The organism is Deltaproteobacteria bacterium (genome assembly GCA_016210005.1).
In the GTDB taxonomy this organism is placed as follows: domain Bacteria; phylum Desulfobacterota; class Binatia; order HRBIN30; family JACQVA1; genus JACQVA1.
In genome coordinates, this window is the sequence record JACQVA010000145.1 from 1 (window position 1) to 21,793 (window position 21,793).

At 67.1% G+C, this 21,793-nt stretch carries 21 protein-coding genes; 13 read left to right on the forward strand and 8 right to left on the reverse strand.

Translation table 11 applies throughout. The annotated features are described in order from the left end of the window. Nucleotides 1–216: 216 nt before the first annotated feature. Nucleotides 217–2,877: a hypothetical protein gene (locus HY699_13830; GenBank protein ID MBI4516885.1), complete on the reverse strand. Its 2,661-nt coding sequence runs from the start codon at nt 2,875–2,877 to the stop codon at nt 217–219. A gap of 248 nt (nt 2,878–3,125) precedes the next feature. Between HY699_13830 and HY699_13835 the strand changes: the two genes are divergently transcribed. The 13 genes from HY699_13835 to HY699_13895 all read left to right on the forward strand — a co-directional run bounded on the left by HY699_13835 (nt 3,126) and on the right by HY699_13895 (nt 15,154). Next, on the forward strand, nt 3,126–5,816 hold the full coding sequence (locus HY699_13835; protein ID MBI4516886.1) for a TIGR03663 family protein: 2,691 nt from the start codon (nt 3,126–3,128) through the stop codon (nt 5,814–5,816). A 200-nt stretch (nt 5,817–6,016) separates the two neighbouring features. Then, nucleotides 6,017–6,235 (forward strand): 50S ribosomal protein L31, encoded by a 219-nt coding sequence (rpmE, locus tag HY699_13840; protein ID MBI4516887.1) that lies wholly within the window; start codon nt 6,017–6,019, stop codon nt 6,233–6,235. A 93-nt stretch (nt 6,236–6,328) separates the two neighbouring features. Then, nucleotides 6,329–7,393, forward strand: coding sequence for a peptide chain release factor 1 (gene prfA / locus HY699_13845; GenBank protein ID MBI4516888.1), 1,065 nt, complete (start codon nt 6,329–6,331; stop codon nt 7,391–7,393). A 17-nt stretch (nt 7,394–7,410) separates the two neighbouring features. After that, nucleotides 7,411–8,337 carry a peptide chain release factor N(5)-glutamine methyltransferase gene (prmC, locus tag HY699_13850; GenBank protein ID MBI4516889.1) on the forward strand — a complete coding sequence of 309 codons (927 nt, stop codon included), beginning with the start codon at nt 7,411–7,413 and terminating at the stop codon, nt 8,335–8,337. Nucleotides 8,338–8,340: 3 nt separating this feature from the next. Continuing rightward, complete coding sequence (hisD, locus tag HY699_13855; protein MBI4516890.1) at nt 8,341–9,651, forward strand: histidinol dehydrogenase; 1,311 nt, start codon at nt 8,341–8,343, stop codon at nt 9,649–9,651. A 35-nt stretch (nt 9,652–9,686) separates the two neighbouring features. Beyond that, nucleotides 9,687–10,274 (forward strand): imidazoleglycerol-phosphate dehydratase HisB, encoded by a 588-nt coding sequence (gene hisB, locus HY699_13860; GenBank protein MBI4516891.1) that lies wholly within the window; start codon nt 9,687–9,689, stop codon nt 10,272–10,274. A 21-nt stretch (nt 10,275–10,295) separates the two neighbouring features. Beyond that, entirely contained in the window at nt 10,296–10,916 is a 621-nt protein-coding gene (hisH, locus tag HY699_13865) for an imidazole glycerol phosphate synthase subunit HisH (GenBank protein ID MBI4516892.1), read from the forward strand. Between the two features lie 3 nt (nt 10,917–10,919). Beyond that, a complete protein-coding gene (gene hisA / locus HY699_13870) occupies nt 10,920–11,663 on the forward strand; it encodes a 1-(5-phosphoribosyl)-5-[(5-phosphoribosylamino)methylideneamino]imidazole-4-carboxamide isomerase (GenBank protein MBI4516893.1) in 744 nt (247 codons plus the stop codon). Nucleotides 11,664–11,702: 39 nt separating this feature from the next. Further along, nucleotides 11,703–12,467 carry an imidazole glycerol phosphate synthase subunit HisF gene (gene hisF / locus HY699_13875; protein ID MBI4516894.1) on the forward strand — a complete coding sequence of 255 codons (765 nt, stop codon included), beginning with the start codon at nt 11,703–11,705 and terminating at the stop codon, nt 12,465–12,467. A gap of 118 nt (nt 12,468–12,585) precedes the next feature. Further along, nucleotides 12,586–13,263, forward strand: a complete 678-nt coding sequence (locus HY699_13880; protein MBI4516895.1) for a hypothetical protein — start codon at nt 12,586–12,588, stop codon at nt 13,261–13,263. Between the two features lie 68 nt (nt 13,264–13,331). Continuing rightward, nucleotides 13,332–13,676 (forward strand): hypothetical protein, encoded by a 345-nt coding sequence (locus HY699_13885; GenBank protein ID MBI4516896.1) that lies wholly within the window; start codon nt 13,332–13,334, stop codon nt 13,674–13,676. Then, nucleotides 13,657–14,061: a hypothetical protein gene (locus HY699_13890; GenBank protein ID MBI4516897.1), complete on the forward strand. Its 405-nt coding sequence runs from the start codon at nt 13,657–13,659 to the stop codon at nt 14,059–14,061. The genes HY699_13885 and HY699_13890 overlap by 20 nt, the downstream gene beginning before the upstream one ends. 22 nt (nt 14,062–14,083) lie before the next feature. Next, nucleotides 14,084–15,154, forward strand: a complete 1,071-nt coding sequence (locus tag HY699_13895; GenBank protein MBI4516898.1) for a hypothetical protein — start codon at nt 14,084–14,086, stop codon at nt 15,152–15,154. 35 nt (nt 15,155–15,189) lie between these two features. Here HY699_13895 and HY699_13900 read toward each other — a convergent pair whose 3' ends face one another. The 7 genes from HY699_13900 to HY699_13930 form a co-directional block, all read right to left on the reverse strand. After that, on the reverse strand, nt 15,190–15,690 hold the full coding sequence (locus tag HY699_13900; GenBank protein MBI4516899.1) for an HIT domain-containing protein: 501 nt from the start codon (nt 15,688–15,690) through the stop codon (nt 15,190–15,192). 7 nt (nt 15,691–15,697) lie between these two features. Further along, nucleotides 15,698–16,003 carry an integration host factor subunit beta gene (locus HY699_13905; protein ID MBI4516900.1) on the reverse strand — a complete coding sequence of 102 codons (306 nt, stop codon included), beginning with the start codon at nt 16,001–16,003 and terminating at the stop codon, nt 15,698–15,700. Nucleotides 16,004–16,012: 9 nt separating this feature from the next. Further along, nucleotides 16,013–17,728 carry a 30S ribosomal protein S1 gene (locus HY699_13910; GenBank protein MBI4516901.1) on the reverse strand — a complete coding sequence of 572 codons (1,716 nt, stop codon included), beginning with the start codon at nt 17,726–17,728 and terminating at the stop codon, nt 16,013–16,015. 61 nt (nt 17,729–17,789) lie between these two features. Beyond that, complete coding sequence (locus HY699_13915; GenBank protein MBI4516902.1) at nt 17,790–18,464, reverse strand: (d)CMP kinase; 675 nt, start codon at nt 18,462–18,464, stop codon at nt 17,790–17,792. After that, a complete protein-coding gene (gene aroA / locus HY699_13920; protein MBI4516903.1) occupies nt 18,461–19,741 on the reverse strand; it encodes a 3-phosphoshikimate 1-carboxyvinyltransferase in 1,281 nt (426 codons plus the stop codon). The genes HY699_13915 and aroA overlap by 4 nt, the downstream gene beginning before the upstream one ends. A 76-nt stretch (nt 19,742–19,817) precedes the next feature. Then, entirely contained in the window at nt 19,818–20,681 is an 864-nt protein-coding gene (locus HY699_13925) for a prephenate dehydrogenase/arogenate dehydrogenase family protein (protein MBI4516904.1), read from the reverse strand. Further along, nucleotides 20,665–21,783, reverse strand: a complete 1,119-nt coding sequence (locus HY699_13930; protein MBI4516905.1) for a histidinol-phosphate transaminase — start codon at nt 21,781–21,783, stop codon at nt 20,665–20,667. The genes HY699_13925 and HY699_13930 overlap by 17 nt, the downstream gene beginning before the upstream one ends. Between the last annotated feature and the right edge of the window lie 10 nt (nt 21,784–21,793).

Here is a 21,793-nt window from a genome sequence, read left to right on the forward strand (position 1 = left end):
ACAGTACACAGTACTGTCAGACTGGTGAGGATTTGCCCGGTCGGCTGCACGTTACCCACAGACTTGTCGCACACCCTAGTCGGAGCGACAATCAGCCCCAAGGCGCGCAGGTTTGCCGGAACGATGCGGGCGGGCCGCCCGCACTTCCGGCGCTGCCGGGTCCGGGGCGAGGTGGGGTCGCAGGCAAGATCCGTCCACGGGTCACAAGTTGTGGACTCAGCCGTTGGGTTCCGGCTCTTCTTGCCACTCCTGACGCCCGACGGCGGCGGCCCGCGCCGGGGTGACTTTTTCGAAGGCCGCAGTGTCGCGCCGGCCTTTGACGAGGAACCACGACTCCGGATAGCCGCTCGAGTGCGCCACCCGTAGTTCCAACGGCTCACCCGGCCGGATCGCCGCCGCCGGCACGGTCAGATAAATCACGCCGGAGTTGCCGTGGATGATCTGCTTGGAGACGAACACCAAGCGGTAACCGCCGCGCTCGGCTACGTGCGTCCCCGGCCGGTCATCGGTGTCGAAGCTGAGCGCGTAATCGCCGTTGACGTACAGATCGGCGGTGCCGGCGGGCTCGCCCAGCGAGGCGGTGAAGACCAGCACGGTGGTCTTACGCGCCGGACACGGGGCCGTGCGCCACACCAGCTCGCCGTCTTCGTCGCGGAAATACTCACGCCAGCCTTCGCCGCTGTCGCCGCGATAGTCCGTGTAGGTGGCGTGGGCCTCGGGGAAACGCACGATTTCGTCGAACCCCTCGACCACTTGCAGGTCCACGCGCTCTTCCTTGGCCGGGGCCACCGGCGCGGCCGCCGGCGGAAACTCCGCGCGCCCGTCAACGCCCGGCAAATCATGCCCGGCGGCGTCGGTGAGGCGGGCCACGAACACCCACTCACCGGCGGTCTCGCAGCTTTGCAGCAGCAGCCCGTTGTCGCCGGCTTGCAGCTCGACCGGGCGCCGCTTGAGCCGCTCGCTCAGCAGCAACGGCTCGCTGGTGAGCAGGCGGCCGTTGAGCCAAATGCGCATGAAGTCGTCGGAGCCCATCAGCTCCAAGAAGGCCGGTTGCGCCTGCGGCGAGTGGACGGTGGTGTAGTTGTAGGCGCACGCATATTCCGGGTTGCCGAGGTGGTCGCGATCGTTGCGGGAGTAGAACTGGTTGAGATCGACGCGCAGGTAGGTTTGCTGAATCTGCCGCCAGTAGACGTCGCCGTACTTGCCGGCAAAGCGGCCCTTGTGCACGTCGGCTGGGGTTATGTCATCGCGGCGGATGCCGCTCTGGCCGGCGTTGTCGAACAGGCCGAGGCTGAGCCAGCGGGTCAAGAAGGTCTTGCGCCCGCGCACCTCAGCGATGACGAATTCGGTTTGCCCACCGGGTGCCACGATGCGCTTCTTCACCGTGTAGTCGCTGAAGTAGCGCAGCTCCGGTTCGCGCACCGCGTAGAGCACGGGCCGGTCCAGCGAGTACCGCGCGACCTCGGCCGGATCGAGTATGGTGTACCCCAGATCGGTACCGCGGTGATGTTGGCTGGGGTCGAGCGGGCGATAGAAGAGGGCGAAGACTTGCGGCTGATTCACTTCGGTGGCGGTCATCAGCAGCTGGGCATAGTTGCCGCGCTCGCTTTCCATGTACCGGATCATGTCACGGTAGCCGTACTGGAAGCCGCCGTAAGTCGGGGCCGAGTAGCGCACGTACTCGTTGAAATAGAGATGGAGATAGCGCTGCACCTGGGGAATCAACACGTAAGCGCCCGCGGCCAACGCCGCCCCTTGGAGCGCCAGCGCCACCGGCCGGTAGCGGATGGCCCAGGCGATCGCCCACAGCACACTGCCCGCGCCGAGCGCGGCCAGGATGCACAACGGCACCACGCCGATGAATCCGCGCGAGGCGCTGGGGATCTCGGTCATCAAGCTGGCCCCGCATGGATAGAGCACCAGCCACAGCAGGATCAGCTTCGAAGCACGGTCGCGTCGCAGCAGCGCCACCGCACCGCCGAGCAACAGCAGCGGCAGAAAGGCCGGGTACAGCTCCCCGTGCCCGCGCACCGCATGGCGGACGATTTCGTCACCCTCGGTGAAGAGAAAGCGATTCGAGAAGAACTGGCGGTAGTTGGCGACGAAGCGGTTGCCCGCTTCCTGAGCCGTCATGTCCGGCTCCAGAAAGGTGGTGTTGCGGAAGTACTGCTGGGTTTGCGCCCGGTGCGCCAGGTTGAACTGGATGAGCGGGGCCACCGTCGCCAGCATCACCACCAGTGCCAGCAACGTCTGCCGCCAGCGTTGCCACAGCAGGTCCTTGAGATAGAGCAGGCCGAAGCCGACGACGAACAGCGGCACGAACAAGTTGGAGATGGCGTAGGTATACGGGCAGGCAGCAAAGAAGAAGAACGCCGCCGGCAGGGTGCGCCGCCCTTGGGTGTAGCGCACCAGCAAGGTGGCGCCGATCGTGAATAGAAACGGGAACGAGATCAGCTCGAAGGCGATGCGGCTGAAGTGCAGGTGCCACGGGCAGAGGGCGAGCAGCAATGCCGCCAGCAGACCCACGCCGACCGAAAACAATGCCCGGCACAAGAAGAACACCGCGACGATGGTGCCCAAGCCGAAGGCCACCGAGGTCAGGCGCAGGCTGAACTCATCGAGCCCGAGCAACGCGATCGGCACAATCGCGCTATAGATGTAAACGGGGTTCTTGTAGCTAACGCCGAACGACCACACGAACAGGGGGAAGCGCGTCCCGTTTTCGTCGCGGCCGGTCTGCCACAGCGAGTAGGCGTTGTAGCCTAGCCCGGCTTCGTCGCAGTACAACCCCGCCGGCAGGTCGCGCAGGTTGTAAACCCGCAGCACACCGGCCAGCACCACGATCGCCAACAAAGCAACTTTGGCCGTCCGCCTCATGCCGGTGGCGTCCTCCGCCGTAGCCCGGAACCTGCCGGCAACTCACCCCACCACCCGCCGCCTGCTCGCATGGCCGCACTCGAACTTCGGTTGGACCCTGACTGCGCTCGAACGATCGTCAACGCCAAGGCCCCGTTGGGCAGCGGCGGGCGGGTGCGGGGACGTTCGGTTGACAACCTTTGGGACGCCAGATAGAGACCATCGCCTTTACGAGAAACCTCCGCGTAAACGCGGCACTGGCGAATTCTATGACAGAGACTGCCCTTGATCGCAAACTCGTTGGCCGGCTGACGGCCGAGCAGTGCCTGTACATAGGCATCCTCGTACTTGCCACCTTGCTGCGGCTATACATCCTCGGGGTGCGTCCCTACCACCACGACGAATCCATCCACGCCTTCTTCTCGTGGAAGATCATGCAGCAAGGCGTCGGCGACTACCAGTACGACCCGGTCTATCACGGCCCGGTGCTCTATTACTCGACGGCGCTGGTGATGTGGCTGCTGGGGGACAATGACTTCACCGGCCGCCTAAGTGCGGTCCTGTTCGGGCTCGGCATTCTCGGCTTCGCCTGGCCGTTGCGGCGCTACCTGGGCCGGACCGCGGCGCTGGCTTTTCTGGTGTTGGCCAGCTTCTCGCCCTCGTTCACCTATTTCACCCGCTTCGTGCGCCACGACATCTATCTCGCGCTGTGCAACCTGATGGCGGTCTACTTCGCCTTCCGCTACGCCGAGACCCTGGTGGCGCGCCATCTCTACCTCAGCGGCGCCGGGCTGGCGCTGGCCTTCTGCACCAAAGAAGACATGTACGTGGTCGGACCGGTGATGATCTTTGCCGCCGTGCTGATGCTGGTGTGGGAGGTGGTGCACGGCAGCCGCACGCTCGGCGAAGTGTGGCAGGAGGGCAGCGCGCTGCTGCGGCGCGCGTTGCTGCCGCTGCTGACCACGGTCATCATCTTTGCGGCAATTTGGTTGACGCTCTACACCTCGCTGTTCTCGCACCCGAAGAACTGGAACGGCGTCACCCGCGCGTTGACGTACTGGTGGGGCCAGCACTCGATCAAGCGCATCGGCGGGCCGTGGTGGTACTACATGCCGCAGCTGACGCTGTACGATCCACTGATCTTCTTCCCCGCAGCCATGCTCATGCTGGCGCCGTTTTTCCAACCGACACCGGCCGGCGCCAAGCCCGACCCGGTGCTGCGAGTAATGCGCTACGCGGGCTTGGCAGGTTTGGTGGCCTTCGTCGTGTTGCTGTACCGCGGCTCGTGGCTCGCGGCGATTGTGGCGGTAGGGTTGCTCGGGGTGGCGCAGATCGGGGTGGCGCGGGTGTGGTTGCCGGATCGGTTCACGCGCTACATGATCCTGTGGTCACTCGGCTGCCTGTGCTTCTACGGCTGGGCCCAGGAGAAGGTACCGTGGCTGCTGGTGCCGCAGGTGATGCCGCTGGCCATCGTCGCCGCGATCTGGTTCCGCCAGCTGCTCGAGAGCGGGGCCTGGAAACGGCCGGCCACCGCGCTGCCGCTGGCGGCGGTCGGCGCACTGACGATTTGGATTCTGATTGCATCCAACTACCTCTACGACGCGCCACGCTACGCCGATGAGCCCAAGGAACGGCAGCACGCCGAGCTGCTGGCCTACGTGCAGTCGACCTACGACGTCGCCAAGCTCATGAAGCGGGTCGAAGACGTCGGCATGACCCTCGGCACCGGCAAGCAAACACGGCTGGCGGTGTCCGGCGACGCCACCTGGCCGCTGAGCTGGTACCTGCGCCACTACCCGGTGAATTGGGCCGCCGACGTCCGCAACGTCGATACCCCGGTGGTCGTGGTCAACAAGGACATCACCAACTCACTCGATCAGCCGCTGGGCGACAAGTACGAGAAGATTCCCTTCCAGATCCGCGGCTGGTGGGAGCCAAATTGGGCGCAGGCCAACTTGCCGAAGTTCATGCGCTGGCTGTTCACCCGCGAAGTCTGGAGCCCGACCGGCAGCAGCGACGCGGTGATGTACGTCGCCAAGGACATCGTGCCGGGGATGAGCTTCGCCGCCATCCCGGTCAACCCCCCGCCCGCGGCCCGGGGCTACTCACAGCAGCCGCAACTGCTGAGCGCCGCCGCCATCTGGGGCAGACAGGGCAACGGCGCCGGCGAGTTCAATGAGCCACGCGGCCTGGCGCTGGACCGCAATGGCAACCTGTTCGTCATCGACAGCAAGAACAATCGCGTGCAGAAGTTGGCCCCCGACGGCAGCGCCGTGCGCAGTTGGGGCCAAGAAGGCGCCGAGCCCGGCCAGTTCAAAGACCCCTGCGGCATTGCCACCGGGCCGGACGGCTCGGTGTATGTAGCAGACACCTGGAATCACCGCGTCCAGAAGTTCGACGGCGACGGCCGCTTCCTGCTGGAATGGAAAGAAGATAACCCGGGGCTCTGGGGGCCGCGCGGGATCGCAGTCGGGCCGGACGGCAGCGTGTACGTAACCGACACCGGCAACAAGCGCGTGCTCGCCTACACGGCCGACGGCAAACAGAAGGCGGTGTGGGGTAAGGACGGCTCGAAGCCCGGTGAGTTCATCGAGCCCGTCGGCATCGCCGTGGCCGCCGGCGGCAATGTCTTCGTCGCCGATACCGGCAACCACCGGGTGCAGGTGTTCGACGCCGGCGGGGCTTTCAAGGAAGAGTTTCCGGTTTTCGGCTGGGAGGAGTTCTACACCGAGCCTTACATTGCGGTCGGCGGCGACGATCTCTATGCCACCGATTCCAACAACCAGCGCGTCGCCCGTTACACCAACAAGCAACTCACCGCGGTGTGGGGCAAGAGCGGCTCCGGTAGCGGCGACTTCAACCGCCCGATCGGCGTCGCCGTCGACGCGCAAGGAATGGTGTACGTTTCCGACACCATGAACCACCGCCTCCAGAAGTTCGCCGCACCGCCGCGGCAGTAAGAGAGCTGGCGGGGCGACTCGAACTACTGCGCGCGCAACTCTCGCAGAACGGCGCGGTCGCAGGGGTAATCCGGCCGATCCGGACAAGCGACAACGCCCCCAAGTCAGGAGCGCATGCCGGCCGTTGCATCTGACGCCGTCCTGTCTACCCTGTCGCTGCCCTTGCAGCCCGGGGGTGTGGATGCTATGCGAGCATCGTTATGAAAGAGGGTATTCATCCCAAGTACGGTCCCGCCCGCATCATTTGTTCGTGCGGCCATGTCATCGCGACGCAGTCCACGCTGCCGGAGATCCATGTTGAGATCTGCTCCAGCTGCCACCCGTTCTTCACCGGCCAGCAGAAGCTGCTCGATACGGCGGGCCGCGTCGAGAAGTTCCGTCGCAAGTACGGTATCACCAAGCCAGCCGAAGCCCAGTAGCGGCACGGGGGCGGTCGCCCTCGAACTCTGGCGGCAGGATAAGGGCGAGGGGCCAGGCCCCTGCGCCCTTTTTTTTGGCGAGTAACCCGACCCATGTTGCAGAAACTCGAAGATGTAGAGCGGCGCTACGTCGAGTTGGAGCGCAGGCTCGTCGACCCGGAGGTCATCGCCAACCGCAGGGAATACGCGCGGCTGGGCAAGGAACGTGCGGATCTCGAACCGATCGTCTCCTGCTACCGCGAGTGGCGCAAAGCCGGCGAAGAGATCGAGGGGCACCGGGCCCTGCTGGACGAAGACGACCCTGACATCCGCGAGCTGGCCAAGGCCGAGCTGCCGGCTCTGCGCGAGCGCCTCGATGGCTTGCAAGCGCGGCTGCGGGTGCTGCTGTTGCCGCAAGACCCCAATGACGAAAAGAACGTCCTGCTCGAAATCCGGGCGGGGCCCGGCGGGGAAGAGGCCAGCCTGTTCGCCGCCGCGCTCTTTCGCATGTACAGCCGCTTCGCAGAAGGGCGCGGCTGGCGCGTCGAGGTGATGAGCGCCAACCCCACCGGGCTGGGCGGCTACAAGGAAATCATCACCTTACTCGAAGGGCGCGGGGCGTACAGCCAGCTCAAGTTCGAGGGCGGCGTGCACCGGGTGCAGCGGGTGCCGGTGACGGAAGCGTCCGGCCGCATTCACACCTCGACCGCCACGGTGGCGGTGCTGCCGGAAGCCGACGAGGTCGACGTGCAAATCGACGAGGCCAAGGAGTTGCGCATCGACGTGTTCCGCTCCTCCGGTCCGGGCGGGCAGAGCGTCAACACCACCGACTCGGCAGTGCGCGTGACCCACTTGCCGAGCGGCTTGGTGGTGGCCTGCCAGGATGAGAAGTCACAGCACAAGAACAAGGCCAAGGCGATCAAGATCCTCCGCGCCCGCTTGCTCGAACGCGCGCAGCAGGCGCAGCAGGAGAAGGAAGCCGCCAACCGGCGCAGCATGGTCGGCACCGGCGAGCGCTCGGAGCGCATTCGCACCTACAACTTCCCGCAGGGGCGCGTCACCGATCACCGCCTCAACCTCACCCTCCACCAGATCGACCGGATCATGGACGGCGAGCTGGCCCCGCTCATCGATGCGCTGATCACGCACTACCAGGCCGAGGCGCTGAAGAACGCATGACGGTCGCAACCGAACAGATGCCGGCCAGCGCCGGCGCAGTGCTGCAGCGCGCCACCGCCAGGCTGCGCCGGGCCGGTATTGATACCGCCCGGCTCGATGCCGAGGTGTTGCTGGCGCACGCAAGCGGGATGACCCGCACGCGCTTAATGGCGCTTGACGGCGCGCCGCTATCGGACAGCGCGCTGAGCGCATTCGAGGCCGGCTTGGTGCGCCGCGTCCGTCGCGAACCGCTGGCCTACGTCATCGGCCGACAGGAATTCTGGTCGCTCGACTTCGAGGTCACACCCGCGGTGCTGATCCCGCGCCCCGAGACCGAGCGAGTGGTGGAGACCGCGCTATCGCTGGTCAGTGCTCGAATTGCCGAGGCGGGGCAAGCCGGCTCTGCGGCCGCCAGCGCTACGGCAGTGCGAGTGGCCGACGCCGGCACCGGCTCGGGCTGCATCGCCATCGCCCTAGCCCATGAACTGCCCGGCGCCGCCGTTTGGGCTACGGATGCCAGCGCGGCGGCCTTAGTAATCGCACGGCGCAACGCCGTGAGGCTCGGTGTTGCGGATCACATCCAGTTTGCTCGAGGCGATCTACTGGCCCCGATCGCGGCGGCGGCGCCGTTCGATCTGATTTGCTCCAACCCGCCCTACGTGGCCGAGGCGCAGATGGGCTCGCTGCAGCCGGAGTTGAGTTACGAGCCGGCGGCGGCACTGTTCGCTGCGAACGACGGCCTGGCAGTAATCCGCCGGCTGATCAACCAGGCCCCAGCGTTGTTGGCGCCCACTGGCTGGCTGCTGGTTGAGATCGGCTGCGGCCAGGCCAGCGAGGTAAGCGGGTTGGCACGGGCAGCTGGCTTTGCTCATGTCGAGCTGCGCGACGACTACGCCGGCATTGCGCGCGTGCTGGTGGCCGGCAACCGCCGCCCGCCAACGGGCGAGAGGGGAGGCGAGGGCTAGGCGATGGCCGAACTCATACCCATACTGAGCACGGCCGAGCCGGACTTCGAGCGGCGCTTTGCGGTGATTCGCCAGCGCAGCGCCGTTGCCAGCCCGGCGGTGGAGGAACAGGCCCGCCGCATAGTCGCAGACGTCAGGCGGCGCGGCGATCGCGCGCTGATCGAATACACCCGCCGCTACGACGGCGTTCGCCTCTCACCCGAGGAGCTGGAGGTCGACCCCGACGAGATGACGGCGGCGACGCGGTCGCTGCGGCCGGCCGAGTTGCGCGCACTCAAGCTCGCCGCCCGCCGGATCGAAGCCTTTCATCGCCGCCAAGTACAGCGCTCGTGGCGCTATCGCGACCGCGCCGGCTTGACCTTGGGCCAGCGGGTCATACCGCTGCGGCGCGTCGGGGTGTACGTCCCGGGCGGTCACGGTTCGTATCCATCGTCGGTATTGATGAACGCCATCCCGGCGCTGGTGGCGGGCGTGAACGAAGTGATCATGGTGTCGCCGGTGACGGCGGCGGGGTACAGCCCCGCGGTGCTGGCGGCGGCGGACATCGTCGGGGTGAGCGCGATGTTTCGCGTCGGCGGCGCGCAGGCGGTGGCCGCGCTGGCGTACGGCACCGAGAGAGTGCCCGCGGTCGACAAGATCGTCGGGCCCGGCAACGCTTGGGTGCAAGCCGCCAAACGCCAGGTCTACGGCCACGTCGACATCGACAAGATCGCCGGCCCCAGCGAAATCGTGGTCATTACCGACGGTAGCGTGCCGCCGAGTTACGCCGCCGCCGACCTGCTGGCGCAGGCCGAGCACGGCAGTGGCGAGGAGTGCGCCGTGTTGCTGACACCGTCGCGGGCGGTTGCGGAAGCGGTGCGGGCGGCCATCGCCGTACAGCTGCAGAGCTTGCCGCGGCGTGCCGCGATCGCCCGCGTGCTGCGCCGGCGCGGGGCTCTGGTGGTGGTGCGCGGCATGATCGAGGCGGTCGGACTCGCCGAGCAGATTGCGCCGGAGCACCTCGAATTATTGGTGGCCGACGCCGGCCGCTGGCCGAACAGCATACGCAACGCTGGGGCGATCTTCGTCGGCCCGCACTCCTGCGCTCCGCTGGGAGACTACGCCGCCGGACCCAATCACGTGTTGCCCACCGGCGGCACGGCGCGCTTCTCCTCGCCGCTGGGCGTTTACGACTTCGTCAAGCGCACCAGCGTGGTGCGCGCCAGCCCGCGCGCGCTGCGCACGCTCGCCCCGGCAATCACCACACTCGCCGAGTTGGAAGGCTACCAGGCGCACGCCGCTGCCGTACGCGTGCGCCTCAAGGGAGGTCGCTGATGGCCGTTGCATCCGGGCGCAAGCCCAAAGCTAAGATGACCCGCTCCGCCCGTGTCAGCCGCGTCACCAAGGAGACCGAAATCACCGTCGCGCTCACGCTCGACGGCGCCGGGCGCACGGAGGTGGAAACCGGCGTGCCGTTCATGGATCACATGCTGGAGATCTTCGCCCGCCACGGCTTCTTCGACCTGACGGTACGCGCCCGCGGTGATCTCGCCGTCGATCAGCACCACACGGTCGAAGACATCGGGCTGGCGCTGGGCGAGGCCCTGCGCACCGCCTTGGGCAACAAGGCCGGCATCCGCCGCTTTGGCGAAGCTGCCTGCCCGCTCGATGAGGCACTGGTGAGCGCCGTGGTCGACCTCAGCGGGCGCCCGTACCTGGCTTACAACCTCAAGATCAGACAGGCGCGCGTCGGCGACTTCGACACCGAGTTGGTGCACGACTTCCTGCTCGCGTTCACCAACCAAGCGGCGATGAACTTGCACCTCACCATGGCTCAGGGCCGCAACCCGCACCACATCATCGAAGCCGGCTTCAAGGCCCTGGCGCGAGCGCTCGATATCGCCACGCAGCGTGATCCGCGGTTGCGCGGCGTGCTCTCGACCAAGGGCTCGCTCTAGCCCGGCGGTGCGGCCAGCCATATGTCGGAGATCGCCATCATCGACTACGGCATGGGGAACCTGCGCAGCGTGCAAAAGGCGCTGGCGCGGGTGGGGGCCACTGCCGCCATCACACGTGAGCCGGCGCGCATCGCCGCCGCCGCCGGCGTGGTACTGCCGGGCGTGGGCGCCTTCGGCGCGTGCATGGACAACTTGCGGGCCTTCAACCTGGTCGAGCCGATCACCCGAGTGATTGCACAGCACACGCCGTTTCTCGGTATCTGCCTCGGCATGCAGCTGCTCTTCGACGAGAGCGAGGAGTTCGGCCCGGTGCCCGGCCTCGGCATCTTCCGCGGCCGGGTCGTGCGCTTCACCGATCCCAACCTCAAGATCCCGCACATGGGTTGGAATCAGATCCGTAAGACCCAAGCGCTGCCGCACCTGGCCGGCATTCCCGACGGGGCGTTCGTCTACTTCGTGCACTCCTACTACGTGGTGCCGGCCGATCCGGCGCTGGCGGCCACCACCACCGAATACGGCTTGCCGTTCGCCTCGGCCATCGCCCGCGACAACGTGTTCGCCTGCCAGTATCACCCGGAGAAGAGCCAGGATGTCGGCTTGGCGATCTTGCGCAACTTCGCCGCTGTGGTGGCGGGGCGCTAGCCCATGCTCGTCATTCCTGCCATCGACCTCAAAGGCGGCCGTTGCGTGCGCCTGCTGCGCGGCGAAATGAATGACGAGACCGTTTACGGCGATGACCCGCTCGCCATGGGCCGGCGCTGGGTCGACGAAGGGGCGGAATACTTGCACGTGGTCGACCTCGACGGCGCGGTTTCGGGTCGACCGGTGAACGGAGCCGCCATCGGCGCCTTGTGTCGGGCGCTGCCGATTCCGCTCGAGGTCGGCGGCGGCGTGCGCACTCTCGAACGCGCCGCCGAGTTGTTGGCGCTCGGAGCAGACCGGGTGATCTTTGGAACCGCGGCATTGGCGGACCCGCAAGTTGTCGCGGCCGCCTGCCGGAGTTTTCCCGGCCGCGTCGCCGTCGGCATCGACGCCCGCGACGGCAAGGTGGCGGTGCAGGGCTGGACGCAGACCAGCAACATCACCGCCATCGACCTCGCCCGCCGGGTCGAGCAATTGGGCGCGGCGCGCGTGATCTACACCGACATCAGCCGCGACGGCACACAGCAGGGGGTCAACGTCGAGGCCACGCGCGCCGTGGCCGAGGCCATTTCCATACCCGTGATCGCCTCGGGCGGGGTCGGCTCGCTGGCCGACATCAGCGCCTTGCTGCCGTGCGCGGCCGCGGGCGTCGACGCGGTAATCGTCGGCCGGGCGCTCTACACCGGCGCGGTGCAACTGCCGGCAGCCATCGCGCTGGCGCGCGGCGATCGCGCCAGCCATCCGTGAAGCGCAGCGGTGTGATTTCGCGCTAAGGTCAATCCGCTTATGCTGGCCAAACGCATCATCCCTTGCCTCGACGTCAAAGCTGGCCGCGTCGTCAAAGGCGTCAACTTCGTCGGCCTGCGCGATGCCGGCGACCCGGTCGAGATCGCCCAGCGTTACGACAGCGAGGGTGCCGACGAGCTGTGCTTCCTCGACATCACCGCCTCGCACGAACAGCGCAAGATCATTCTCGAGGTGGTCGCCCGCACCGCCGAGACGGTCTTCATGCCGCTGACCGTCGGCGGCGGTGTGCGCGAACTGCAAGACGTGCGCGACCTGCTCAACGCCGGCGCCGACAAGGTCTCCATCAATACCGCTGCGGTGCAAGCTCCCGACTTCGTGCGCGCCGCCGCCGAGAAGTTCGGCAGCCAGTGCATCGTCGTGGCGATCGATGCCAAGCAGGTCAGCAGTGCGCCGGAGCGCTGGCAGGTGTTCACCCACGGCGGGCGCAACCCCGCCGGTCTCGACGCCATCGAGTGGGCACAGCGGATGGAAGCGTACGGCGCCGGTGAGATTCTGTTGACCAGCATGGATCGGGACGGAACCAAGGCCGGCTACGACATCGCCCTGACGCGAGCAATAGCCGGCGCCGTGCGCGTGCCGGTGATCGCCTCGGGCGGCGTCGGCACGCTCGCACACATCTACGAAGGCTTGAGCGCCGGCGGCGCAACCGCGGCCCTGGCCGCCTCCATCTTCCACTACCGCGAGTACACCATCCGCCAGTGCAAGGAATACTTGGCCGAGCGCGGCGTGCCGGTGCGCCTGTGAGCGCGCGGGCTGGTCGCGCTCATTGACCGCTGCGGCGGCATCGAGTATGCGCCCGGCGTGATACGACGACTGCGCCTGAGATGCAGCCGCCGAGGACGACAACTGACAGGGGGCGACCATGCCGGACCACGCCGATCTTCTCAACGAGGCCCGCGAGGCGATGCTCGATACCGCCGCGCTGCAGCTGCGGTTGTTTCATGAATGGAAGCAGGGCCGAGCCGCACCAAGCGAGCGCGCAACCGCTCCCGCGCCGCCGCCCCCGGCAGCGGCGGCCGCAATCCCCGATCTCGTTTTCGACCTCGCCCGGCTCTCGCTGCAAAGCTACCAGCAGTGGCTGAAGATCACATCGAAACACCTCGACGGCATCGTGGGACAACTGCGCGGCGCCACCGCCGCGCACACCGCCGAGGCTCCGCTGCTGCCACGCATCGTCCTCGAGGTCTCGGGCAAGCCGGGGGAAGCGGTTACGACGGTGCCATTTCGCGTTGCCAACCCTTTTCGGGAACCGATCGACGTATCGTTCGGCAGCCCGGGGTTTCGCCGGATTGGGGATGCGGGCGAATCCGCCGAGCCGTTCTACGCCGCCATCGAGTACTTGCGCGCGGCCGACCCGCCGCCGGCGCCGCTGCGGCCGGGCGAGAACGCCCGCCTGGCGCCGGCCGAGCAAGTCACGTTACAGGCGCGAATCCCGCTGAGCGGGCAGTTCCAGAGCGGGCAGCAGTACTTGGGCGAAGCCTACGTGCTGTCGAAGGGCCGCGCCTCGGGAATCGTGCGCATCAAAGTCGCGGTCCTGTGAGCCGACCACGCCGCAGCACGCGCCGCGCCTCGCCGGCGAGGCCGCCGGATGAAGCCCCGTGCCTGGTCTTGAGCCCGCCGGACGATCCGGTCATCCGCGTCCTGCGTCATGCAGCGTTGTTGCTGGTGAAGCACCCGGTTGCCGCGCAAGCCGCGTTTACCGCGCTGGTGGCTGAAGGACGTCGCTTTGCCGCAACGCCGGAAGGAGGCCGATGGAAAGCGGCGCTGGCGCATTCGGAACTGGTCCGCCGCGGCCACGCGCTCTGGGAAGGCTCGCTGCTGAAGACGCTCGAAGAGGGTGCCGAGACACCGATCCCGACGGCGATCCTCGAGGCCATCATTCAGGCGGCGTGCCACCCCGACACGACCGCGCTGCTGCAACGGGTCCTGAGCCATGACCGCACCGATTCATGAGCTGCACAACGCCTTCGACGAGCGCAACATGTTCTTGCAGGTTGCCCTCGGGCTGATTTCGTTCTGCCGGCAAATCGAGGCAGGCGTGGCCATGCAGGCCTCGTTGCTGAGCCGCGTTGAAGGTTCGCCCATGCCCTCAGCGGGCGAGCTCATTGCCGACAGCACTCTCGAGACCGCCGGCGCGGCCGACCCTGCGTGTGTCCGTACGCCTGCGGGGGAACTGGCGCCACCCGCAGGAGAAAGCCCGGTGCTGGCAGCGGTGCTCGGCCTGGTGGCGTTCTCGCAGCAGCTCCTGCTGCACGCCGAGCGGGCGAGCCGAGAGCCGGCCCCGGCGCCGCGGGCAACGCGCGCGCGACGTCCTCGCTTGCGGAGACTGCTTGCGTAGTATCGCGCTCAGCGGAGGCGGAGTGTCCGCAGACCGCTGCGTGCAGCCGGCGGCGTCAGCCATAGCGGCTGCCATCGCCGCCACCGATTATACGCGCCGCTCGCCGCTGGCCATCGGTGGGCGGGGTGGTCACAAGGAGTGGCAGCACTTCGTGATTCTGGCATCCGGGATGGACCTGCTGGTCAACTTCAGCCTCTGCGATGACACGCGCGGCGTTGCGGCACCCGGCTCTGAGCTTCCGCGCATCGTGCTCATCGTCAACGACGGCGAGTGGGACGGTGACGTGGAGACCTTCGCCGCCAACGAAGTGATGGTCCGCGGCGGCGGCATCGACTTCGCCTTTGCGCGCAACCGGCTGGTCTTTGACCGCGGCCGCTTTCGCTTGTCGGTGGCCTTGCGCCAGCGACCGGTGGTGCTCGATCTCGAACTGACGCCGGTGACCTACCCAGCCCACATCCCCAGCATTGCGATGCTCGATGGGCCGCCGCTGCACTGGACGGTAGTGCCACGACTGCGCGCCAGCGGCACCGTGACGGTCAACGGGCGCACCCACGAGCTGCACGACGAGCCCGCGTACCACGACCACAACTGGGGCCATTTCCTGTGGGGGCACGACATCTCGTGGGAGTGGAGCTTCGTGCTGCCGGACGACTCAGCGGTGCCTTGGAGCCTGACCTTCTTGCGTCTATCCGATCGCGTGCGCGGTACGGCCCTGGCACAGGACATCCTGGTGTGGCGAGGTAAGCACTTGATCGAGGTCTTCCGCGAGCGGGACGTTGTCTTCGACACTGCCCTGGCGCACCTGCGCTCCGAGCCGCTCTTCAAGATACCGCGGGTGATGGCGCTGCTCGCGCCCGAGTCGGCTGCCGATATCCCGGCGCGCTTCGCCGTGCGCGGCCGCACTTGGCGCGATTGGATCGAGTGCGCCAGCACGCCGCAGGCGGTGGCGCAGGTGCTGATTCCGAACGACACCAACCTCGGCGTGACCATCTTCAACGAGGTGTCCGCGCACAGTCAGGTGCGCGGGTGCATTGCCGGCGAAGAGATCTGCTTCAGCGGCCGCTCGACGATGGAGTTCATCCGCCACGTCTAGAGCAGAGCGCGGCCGCAGTTCGTAGGTGCGTTGGGCTAGCGCGCACTCGGCTGGGCGAGCGCTGCGAAGTGAGGCTGCAGCTTGTCGTACGCTGCCAGCAGGTGCTCGGGCATGACCCGCACCTCGGCAATCATGGGCATGAAGTTGGTGTCGCCAACCCAGCGGGGCACCAGGTGCCAGTGCAGGTGATCAGCCACACCGGCGCCGGCGGCGCGGCCGAGGTTCATGCCGAGATTCATGCCCTCGGGTTGCAGGACCTGTTCGAGGATGCGCACGGCCCGGCGCAGGGTCTCCATCAGCTCGCCGTACTGGGTAACGCTAAGCGCGTTGAGATCGGCGCAGTGAGCGCGCGGCGCCACCATCACGTGACCGCTAGTGTAGGGGAAGCGGTTGAGCATGATCACGGCCGCGGGCGTGGTAGCCAGCACCAAGGCCTCGCGCGGGTCGGGTTCGTCGGGGAGGGTGCAGAAGATGCACCCGGCGGTTTTCGGTCCGGCCACGTACGCCATGCGCCACGGGGCCCAGAGCGTCTGCATGGCCGACTCAGCCGGCCGCCGGCCCGGCGGATGCTTGGTGGTCGACGCGCTGTTTGAGTTCCTTGCCGACTTTGAAGAAGGGCACGCGCTTGGCCGCTACGTCGACGAGGTTGCCGGTCTTGGGGTTACGCCCCAGGCGGGCTTGGCGCGACTTGACCACGAAGCTGCCAAAGCCACGGATCTCGATGCGGTCACCCCGCTGCATCGCCTCGGCCATGCTGTCGAAGACGGCGTTGACCATGAGCTCGGCATCGCGGCGTGAGAACTGCGGATACAGCCGGCCGACCTCTTCGATGAGATCGCGCTTGGTCATGGCCGCGGCTCAGCTGCGTTCTTTGTCGCGGTCGAGGCGCAACTCTTCGTTGAGGATGTCTTCAAACGAAAAGCGCGCGCCTTCGCGCTCCCGCTTCATGTAGGACTCGACTTCCTCGCGCTCCTCGCTGCGACGCAGCGCTTTGATGCTGAGGCCGATCTTGCGCTCGCGGCCATCGATCTGCGTGACTTCCGCCTCGACCTCCTGGCCGGGCTGGAACAGCTGCTGTGGTTTGTCGACCCGCTCGGTGCTGAGTTGCGAGACGTGAATCAGTCCCTCGACGCCTTCCTCCAACTCGACGAACACACCGAAGTCAGTCACGCTAGTTACCTTGCCCTTCACGCGGGTGCCGACCGGATGGCGCCGCGCCATCGTCTGCCAGGGGTCTTCGGCGACTTGCTTGACGCCGAGCGAGACGCGCTCGTTGTCGACGTCGATGCCGAGCACCACCGCCTCGATGTCGTCACCCTTCTTGTACACCTCCGATGGGTGCTTGATCTTCTTGGTCCAGTGCAGATCCGAGACATGCACCAGGCCGTCGATGCCCCCCTCGATACCGACGAAGACGCCGAAGTCGGTGACGTTCTTGACCTTGCCCACAACGCGGCTGCCGACGGGGTGATTTATACGCATCATCTCCCACGGATTCGGTTCGGCCTGCTTCAGGCCCAACGAGATGCGGCAGTTCGCCGCATCGACATCGAGCACGACGACTTCCACCTCTTGCCCGACTTCGACCACCTTTGAGGGGTGGGTGACGCGCTTGGACCACGACATTTCGGAGACGTGCACCAGCCCCTCGATGCCCGGCTCCAGCTCCACGAACGCGCCGTAGTCGGTGATGCTGACCACTTTGCCGCGTACGCGCAGCCCCACCGGGAAGCGGTCGCCGGCGCTGCTCCAGGGGTCCGGCAGGATTTGCTTCATGCCCAGCGACACGCGGCCGCGGTCAGGGTCGTACTTGAGCACCACCACCTTGACGTGTTCGCCGACCTGCACCACATCCGCCGGTTTGTTCACCCGGCCCCAGGACATGTCGGTAACATGCAGCAGGCCGTCAATGCCGCCGAGATCCACGAACGCGCCGTAGTCGGTGATGTTCTTGACCGTGCCTTCGAGCACGATACCCGGTTCGAGCACCTTGAGCGTCTCTTCCTTGAGCGACTCGCGTTCGCGTTCGAGCACGGCGCGGCGGGAGACGACCACGTTACCGCGGGCGCGATTGAACTTGAGCACGGCAAAGCGGCCGCGCTGGCCGATGTAGCGATCGAGGTTGCGGGCGGGCCGGATATCGGCATGCGAGCCCGGCAGGAATGCCGGCACGCCGACATCGACCTTCAGGCCGCCTTTGACTTTGCCGACGACGGTGCCCTCGACGGCGCCGTTGCTTTCGAAGGCCTCTTCGATGTCGCGCCAGACTTTGAACTGTTCGGCCTTGGCCCGTGACAGAACAATGCCGCCAGCTTCGCCTTCGGCGGTGTCGAAGTACACATCGATGTCTTCGCCCTCTTGGACGCAGACGTTGCCGTCGCGATCCAAGAACTCGCGGATGGGAATGTGGCCTTCGGACTTGTAGCCGATGTCGACGGTGACCGCGTCACGCGTTACTAGCACGACGCGGCCGCGTACAACTCCGCCCGGGCGTACCGAGCGCAAGCTTTGTTCAAACAGGCGGCCAAAATCGTCTTGGCCGCCGCCCGCGGCTGCTCTGCTCTGCTGATCCATGTTAGGTTTACCCCCTGAAGCGGATGTGGTCATGATTCCTTATCGCCCTCAGCTGTGACTTTCAAGCCCTTTCGAGGCCGCGTGCCAGGGCCGCCAGCTCGGTAACGATCTCGTCGATGGCGCGCCCGGTGCTGTCGATCACCCGTGCATCCGGGGCCGGCCGCAGCGGCGCGTGCGCCCGGGTGCGATCGCGGGTGTCGCGCTCAGCTATTTCGCGTTCCATCGCCGCCACGTCCACCACCTCGCCCCGAGCCTTCAGCTCCGCCGCCCGCCGGCGCGCGCGCTCTGCGGGTGAAGCATCGAGGAATATCTTCAGCGGCGCCTGCGGAAACACCACGGTGCCGATGTCGCGCCCCTCCATCACCACGCCCCCGCCCGCTCCCAGGGCGCGCTGCTGCGCCACCAGGCGTTCGCGCACCGCCGCAACGGTGGATACCTTCGAGGCCAGTTGGCCGGCCGCTCCGCTGCGGATCAGCTCGGAGAGGTTGCGGCCGTCCGCCATCGTTCTGACGCCGTCGTTCTCGGCCTCGAAACGGATCGTCACGGCATCGCAGAGCGCCGCCAATGCCGGCGCATCGTCCAGCTCGATGCCGCGCTCGGCCGCGAGCACACCAACCACACGATACATCGCACCGCTGTCAACGTAGCCATAACCCAGCTGCGCTGCCAAGTGGCGGCTGACGGTGCTCTTGCCGGCGCCCGCGGGGCCGTCGACGGTGATGATGATCCGCTTCATTGCCGCAATTGCTCCAGGCGCGCGAAGTAGTCCGGAAAAGTCTTGGCGACGCAGGCCGGATCCGCGATCCGCACGCCGCGCACCCGCAGGCCGATCAAGGCGAACGCCATCGCCACGCGGTGATCGTTATAGGTCTCAACCGTCGCGGGCTGTACGGTGCCGGGGCGAATCTCCAGACCGTCTTGAAGTTCGCTCACGCTCACACCCAAGCGCTGCAGCTCGGTGGCAGCCACGTGCAGCCGATCGCTCTCCTGCAGCCGGATATGGGCGACGTTGCGGATGCGCACGGGCGTGCGCGCGAATGGAGCCAGGGCCGCCAGCGTCAGCACGGTGTCGGAGATGTCATTCATGTCGACATCGACGCCCTTGAGCTCGGCTGGGCCGCACACCTCGATGAAGTCCGGCGCCCGCTTCACCGTTGCCCCCATCGCCGCCAGGATCTCGGCGAAGCGGACATCGCCTTGCATCGAGTGGGTGCCCAAACCATTGATGCGCACGCGGCCGCCGCTCAGTGCGGCGGCGGCCAAGAAGTAGTGCGCGGCCGAGGCGTCGGGCTCGATTGTGTAAGCCCGCCCCTGGTAGCGGCGCCCGGCCCGGATGGTGAAGTGGCGGTCGCCGGCGCGCTCGCAGTGCACGCCGAAGTCAGCCATCACGCCCAGTGTCATATCGACGTACGGCCGCGCGATCAGGGCGCCGCGGATCACGATGGTCACGTCGGCACGCGCATACGGTGCCGCCAGCAAGAGCGCCGAAAGGAATTGGCTGCTCTTGTCCCCGGCCACCGTGGCGGTGCCGCCGGCCAGCCCCTCAGCCTCGATGACAACCGGCGGGCAGCCGTTGTCGTGCTCGCAGTACACCCGCGCCCCGAGTTGGGCGAGAGCCTCGAGCAGGTCCTGAATCGGCCGCTGGCGCATGCGGGCGTCGCCGTCGAGCCGATAGCGGCCGCGGCCGGCGCACAGCGCGGCGCTCAGGAAGCGCATCGCCGTGCCGGCCCCGCGGACATTGAGGTCGGCGGCATCCACCGGCCAGCTCCCGCCTTGACCGTCGACGACGAAGCGGGCGGCGGCGCGATCTTCTGCGACGCTGATCCCCAGCGTGCGCCACGCACTCGCCATCGCATCGGTGTCATCGCTGAACAGGGCCCCCACCAGCGTCGAGCGGCCCTGCGCCAGAGCCGCGATCAGCAACGCACGATTGGTGATGCTCTTCGACCCCGGCACCGCGATGACCGCGTCGGGAGCACGCTCGAGCGGGCGGATTTCGATGGCCGCGCTCATGCCGGCATCCTCGCCGCTCGCACCGATGGGCACGATGCTGCAACACCCGAGCGGTTGCCGGCGGGAGTTCTCGCTCTCATGATTCTCGGCTCCAGCCGCGGCGCTCGGCGCTCGCTCTCACCAGCAGCCGCACCAGCTCCGCTTCGTCGCCCCGGCGCAACGCGCCGCGCAGGCGTTCGAGTTCGGCGCTGAAGCGCGCCAGCGCTGCGTCTACCGCCGCCGCGTTGGTGAGCAAGATGTCGCGCCACATCTCGACCGAGCTCGACGCCACTCGTGTGGCATCGCGCAGGCTGCCGCCACGGTAGCGCGGCAAGTCCCCGCCGGCGGCGACCACGGCATTGACCAGGGCGAAGGCAATGACATGGGGCAGATGACTGACGGCCGCGAGGATGTCGTCATGACGCTCGGGCGACATCCGTTCCACCCGCATGCCGACGCCTTCCCACAATGCCTGGATGCGGCCGGCGGCGGCCGCGTCGGTTTGTGCACTAGGTGTGATGATACAGAGCTGGTGGCGGAAGAGGTCGGGGTCGGCGGCAGCGGGGCCTTGCTCTTCGGTGCCGGCGATCGGATGGGCGCCAACGAACGGTTGGCCGGGCGGCATCAACGCCTCCAGCTCGCGCACGATCGGCGCCTTCACGCTGCCGGCATCCGTGACCACGCAGCCTGGGGCCAGCACCGGCAGGCACTGTCGCGCCACCGTAGCGATCGCCCGCACCGGCACGGCCAGCACCAGCAAGTTGGCGCCGCGTGCGGCGTCCAAAGGATCGCTGCTGGCACGATCGACGATGCCGCGGCGGCGGGCCTCGGCCAGCGTTTCGGCGCTACGCGCCAGCCCGACCACCTCACCGACAAGGCCGGCCGCGCGCGCGGCCAGCGCCAACGAGCCGCCGATCAACCCCGGGCCGGCGATGGTCACCCGCTCAAAAAGGTGCGCCACTCGCTTCTCCCAGCGCCAGCACTTTCTCCAGCGCCTTGACCAAGCGCTCGTTCTCGGCGGGTAAGCCGACGGTGACGCGCACGTATTCGGGCAGGCCGTAAAAACCCATCGGCCGCACGATGACCCCCGCCCGCAGCAGCCGCTCGTAGACCTGCGCGCCGTTGCCCACTTTGATGAGCAGGAAGTTCGCCCAACTCGGCACATAGCTGAGCCCGAGGCGCTCGCACGCGGCCCGCAAATAGGCCAACCCTTCGCGATTGGTGCGCAGCGTCGCCGCCACGTGCTCGTTATCATCCAGCGCGGCCAGCGCCGCTACCTGCGCCAGGGTACCGACATTGAACGGCTGCCGCACGCGATCGACCAACTCGATCAGCTCCGGGGGGCCGACACCAAACCCGATGCGCAAGGCAGCCAAACCGTAGACCTTCGAAAAGGTCCGCAGCACCACCAACAACCGCTCCGCGCCGAGGTCGGCGAGCGAGTCCGGATAGTCCTGGTCTTCAACAAACTCGGCGTAAGCCTCGTCCAAGACGATCACTACCCGTGGGGGCACGGCGGCGAGGAACTCGCGCCACTGGGCGCGAAAGAAGATCGTTCCAGTGGGGTTGTTGGGGTTGGCGAGGAAGACCATCCGGGTGGCCGGGGTGATGGCATCTGCGATGGCTTCGAGGTCGTGGGTGAACTTTCGCAGCGGCACCAGGGTGCTGTGGCCACCGGCGGCTTGCACCACCATGCGGTAGATCACGAACGCCTGATCAGCCATCACCGCGTGATCGCCCCGGCTCAGGAAGGTGCGCACCAACAGCTCGATGATCTCGTTGGAGCCGTTGCCGAAGATGAGCGCTTCGGGCACCACGCCCAAGCGCTGCGCCAGCGCGCGCCGCAGATAATAGCAGCCACCGTCGGGGTAGCGGTGCACCTGCGGCAGGGCTTTCATCATCGCCGCCAGCGCTTTGGGTGACGGACCGAGCGGGTTCTCGTTCGAGGCCAGCTTGATCGAATCGTAGATGCCGTACTCGCGTTCGAGTTCTTCAATGGGCATCCCCGGGGGATAAGCTTCCAGGGTCCGAATCCATTCCGGGACGAGCTGCGTCAGGTCCATAAGAACGCGA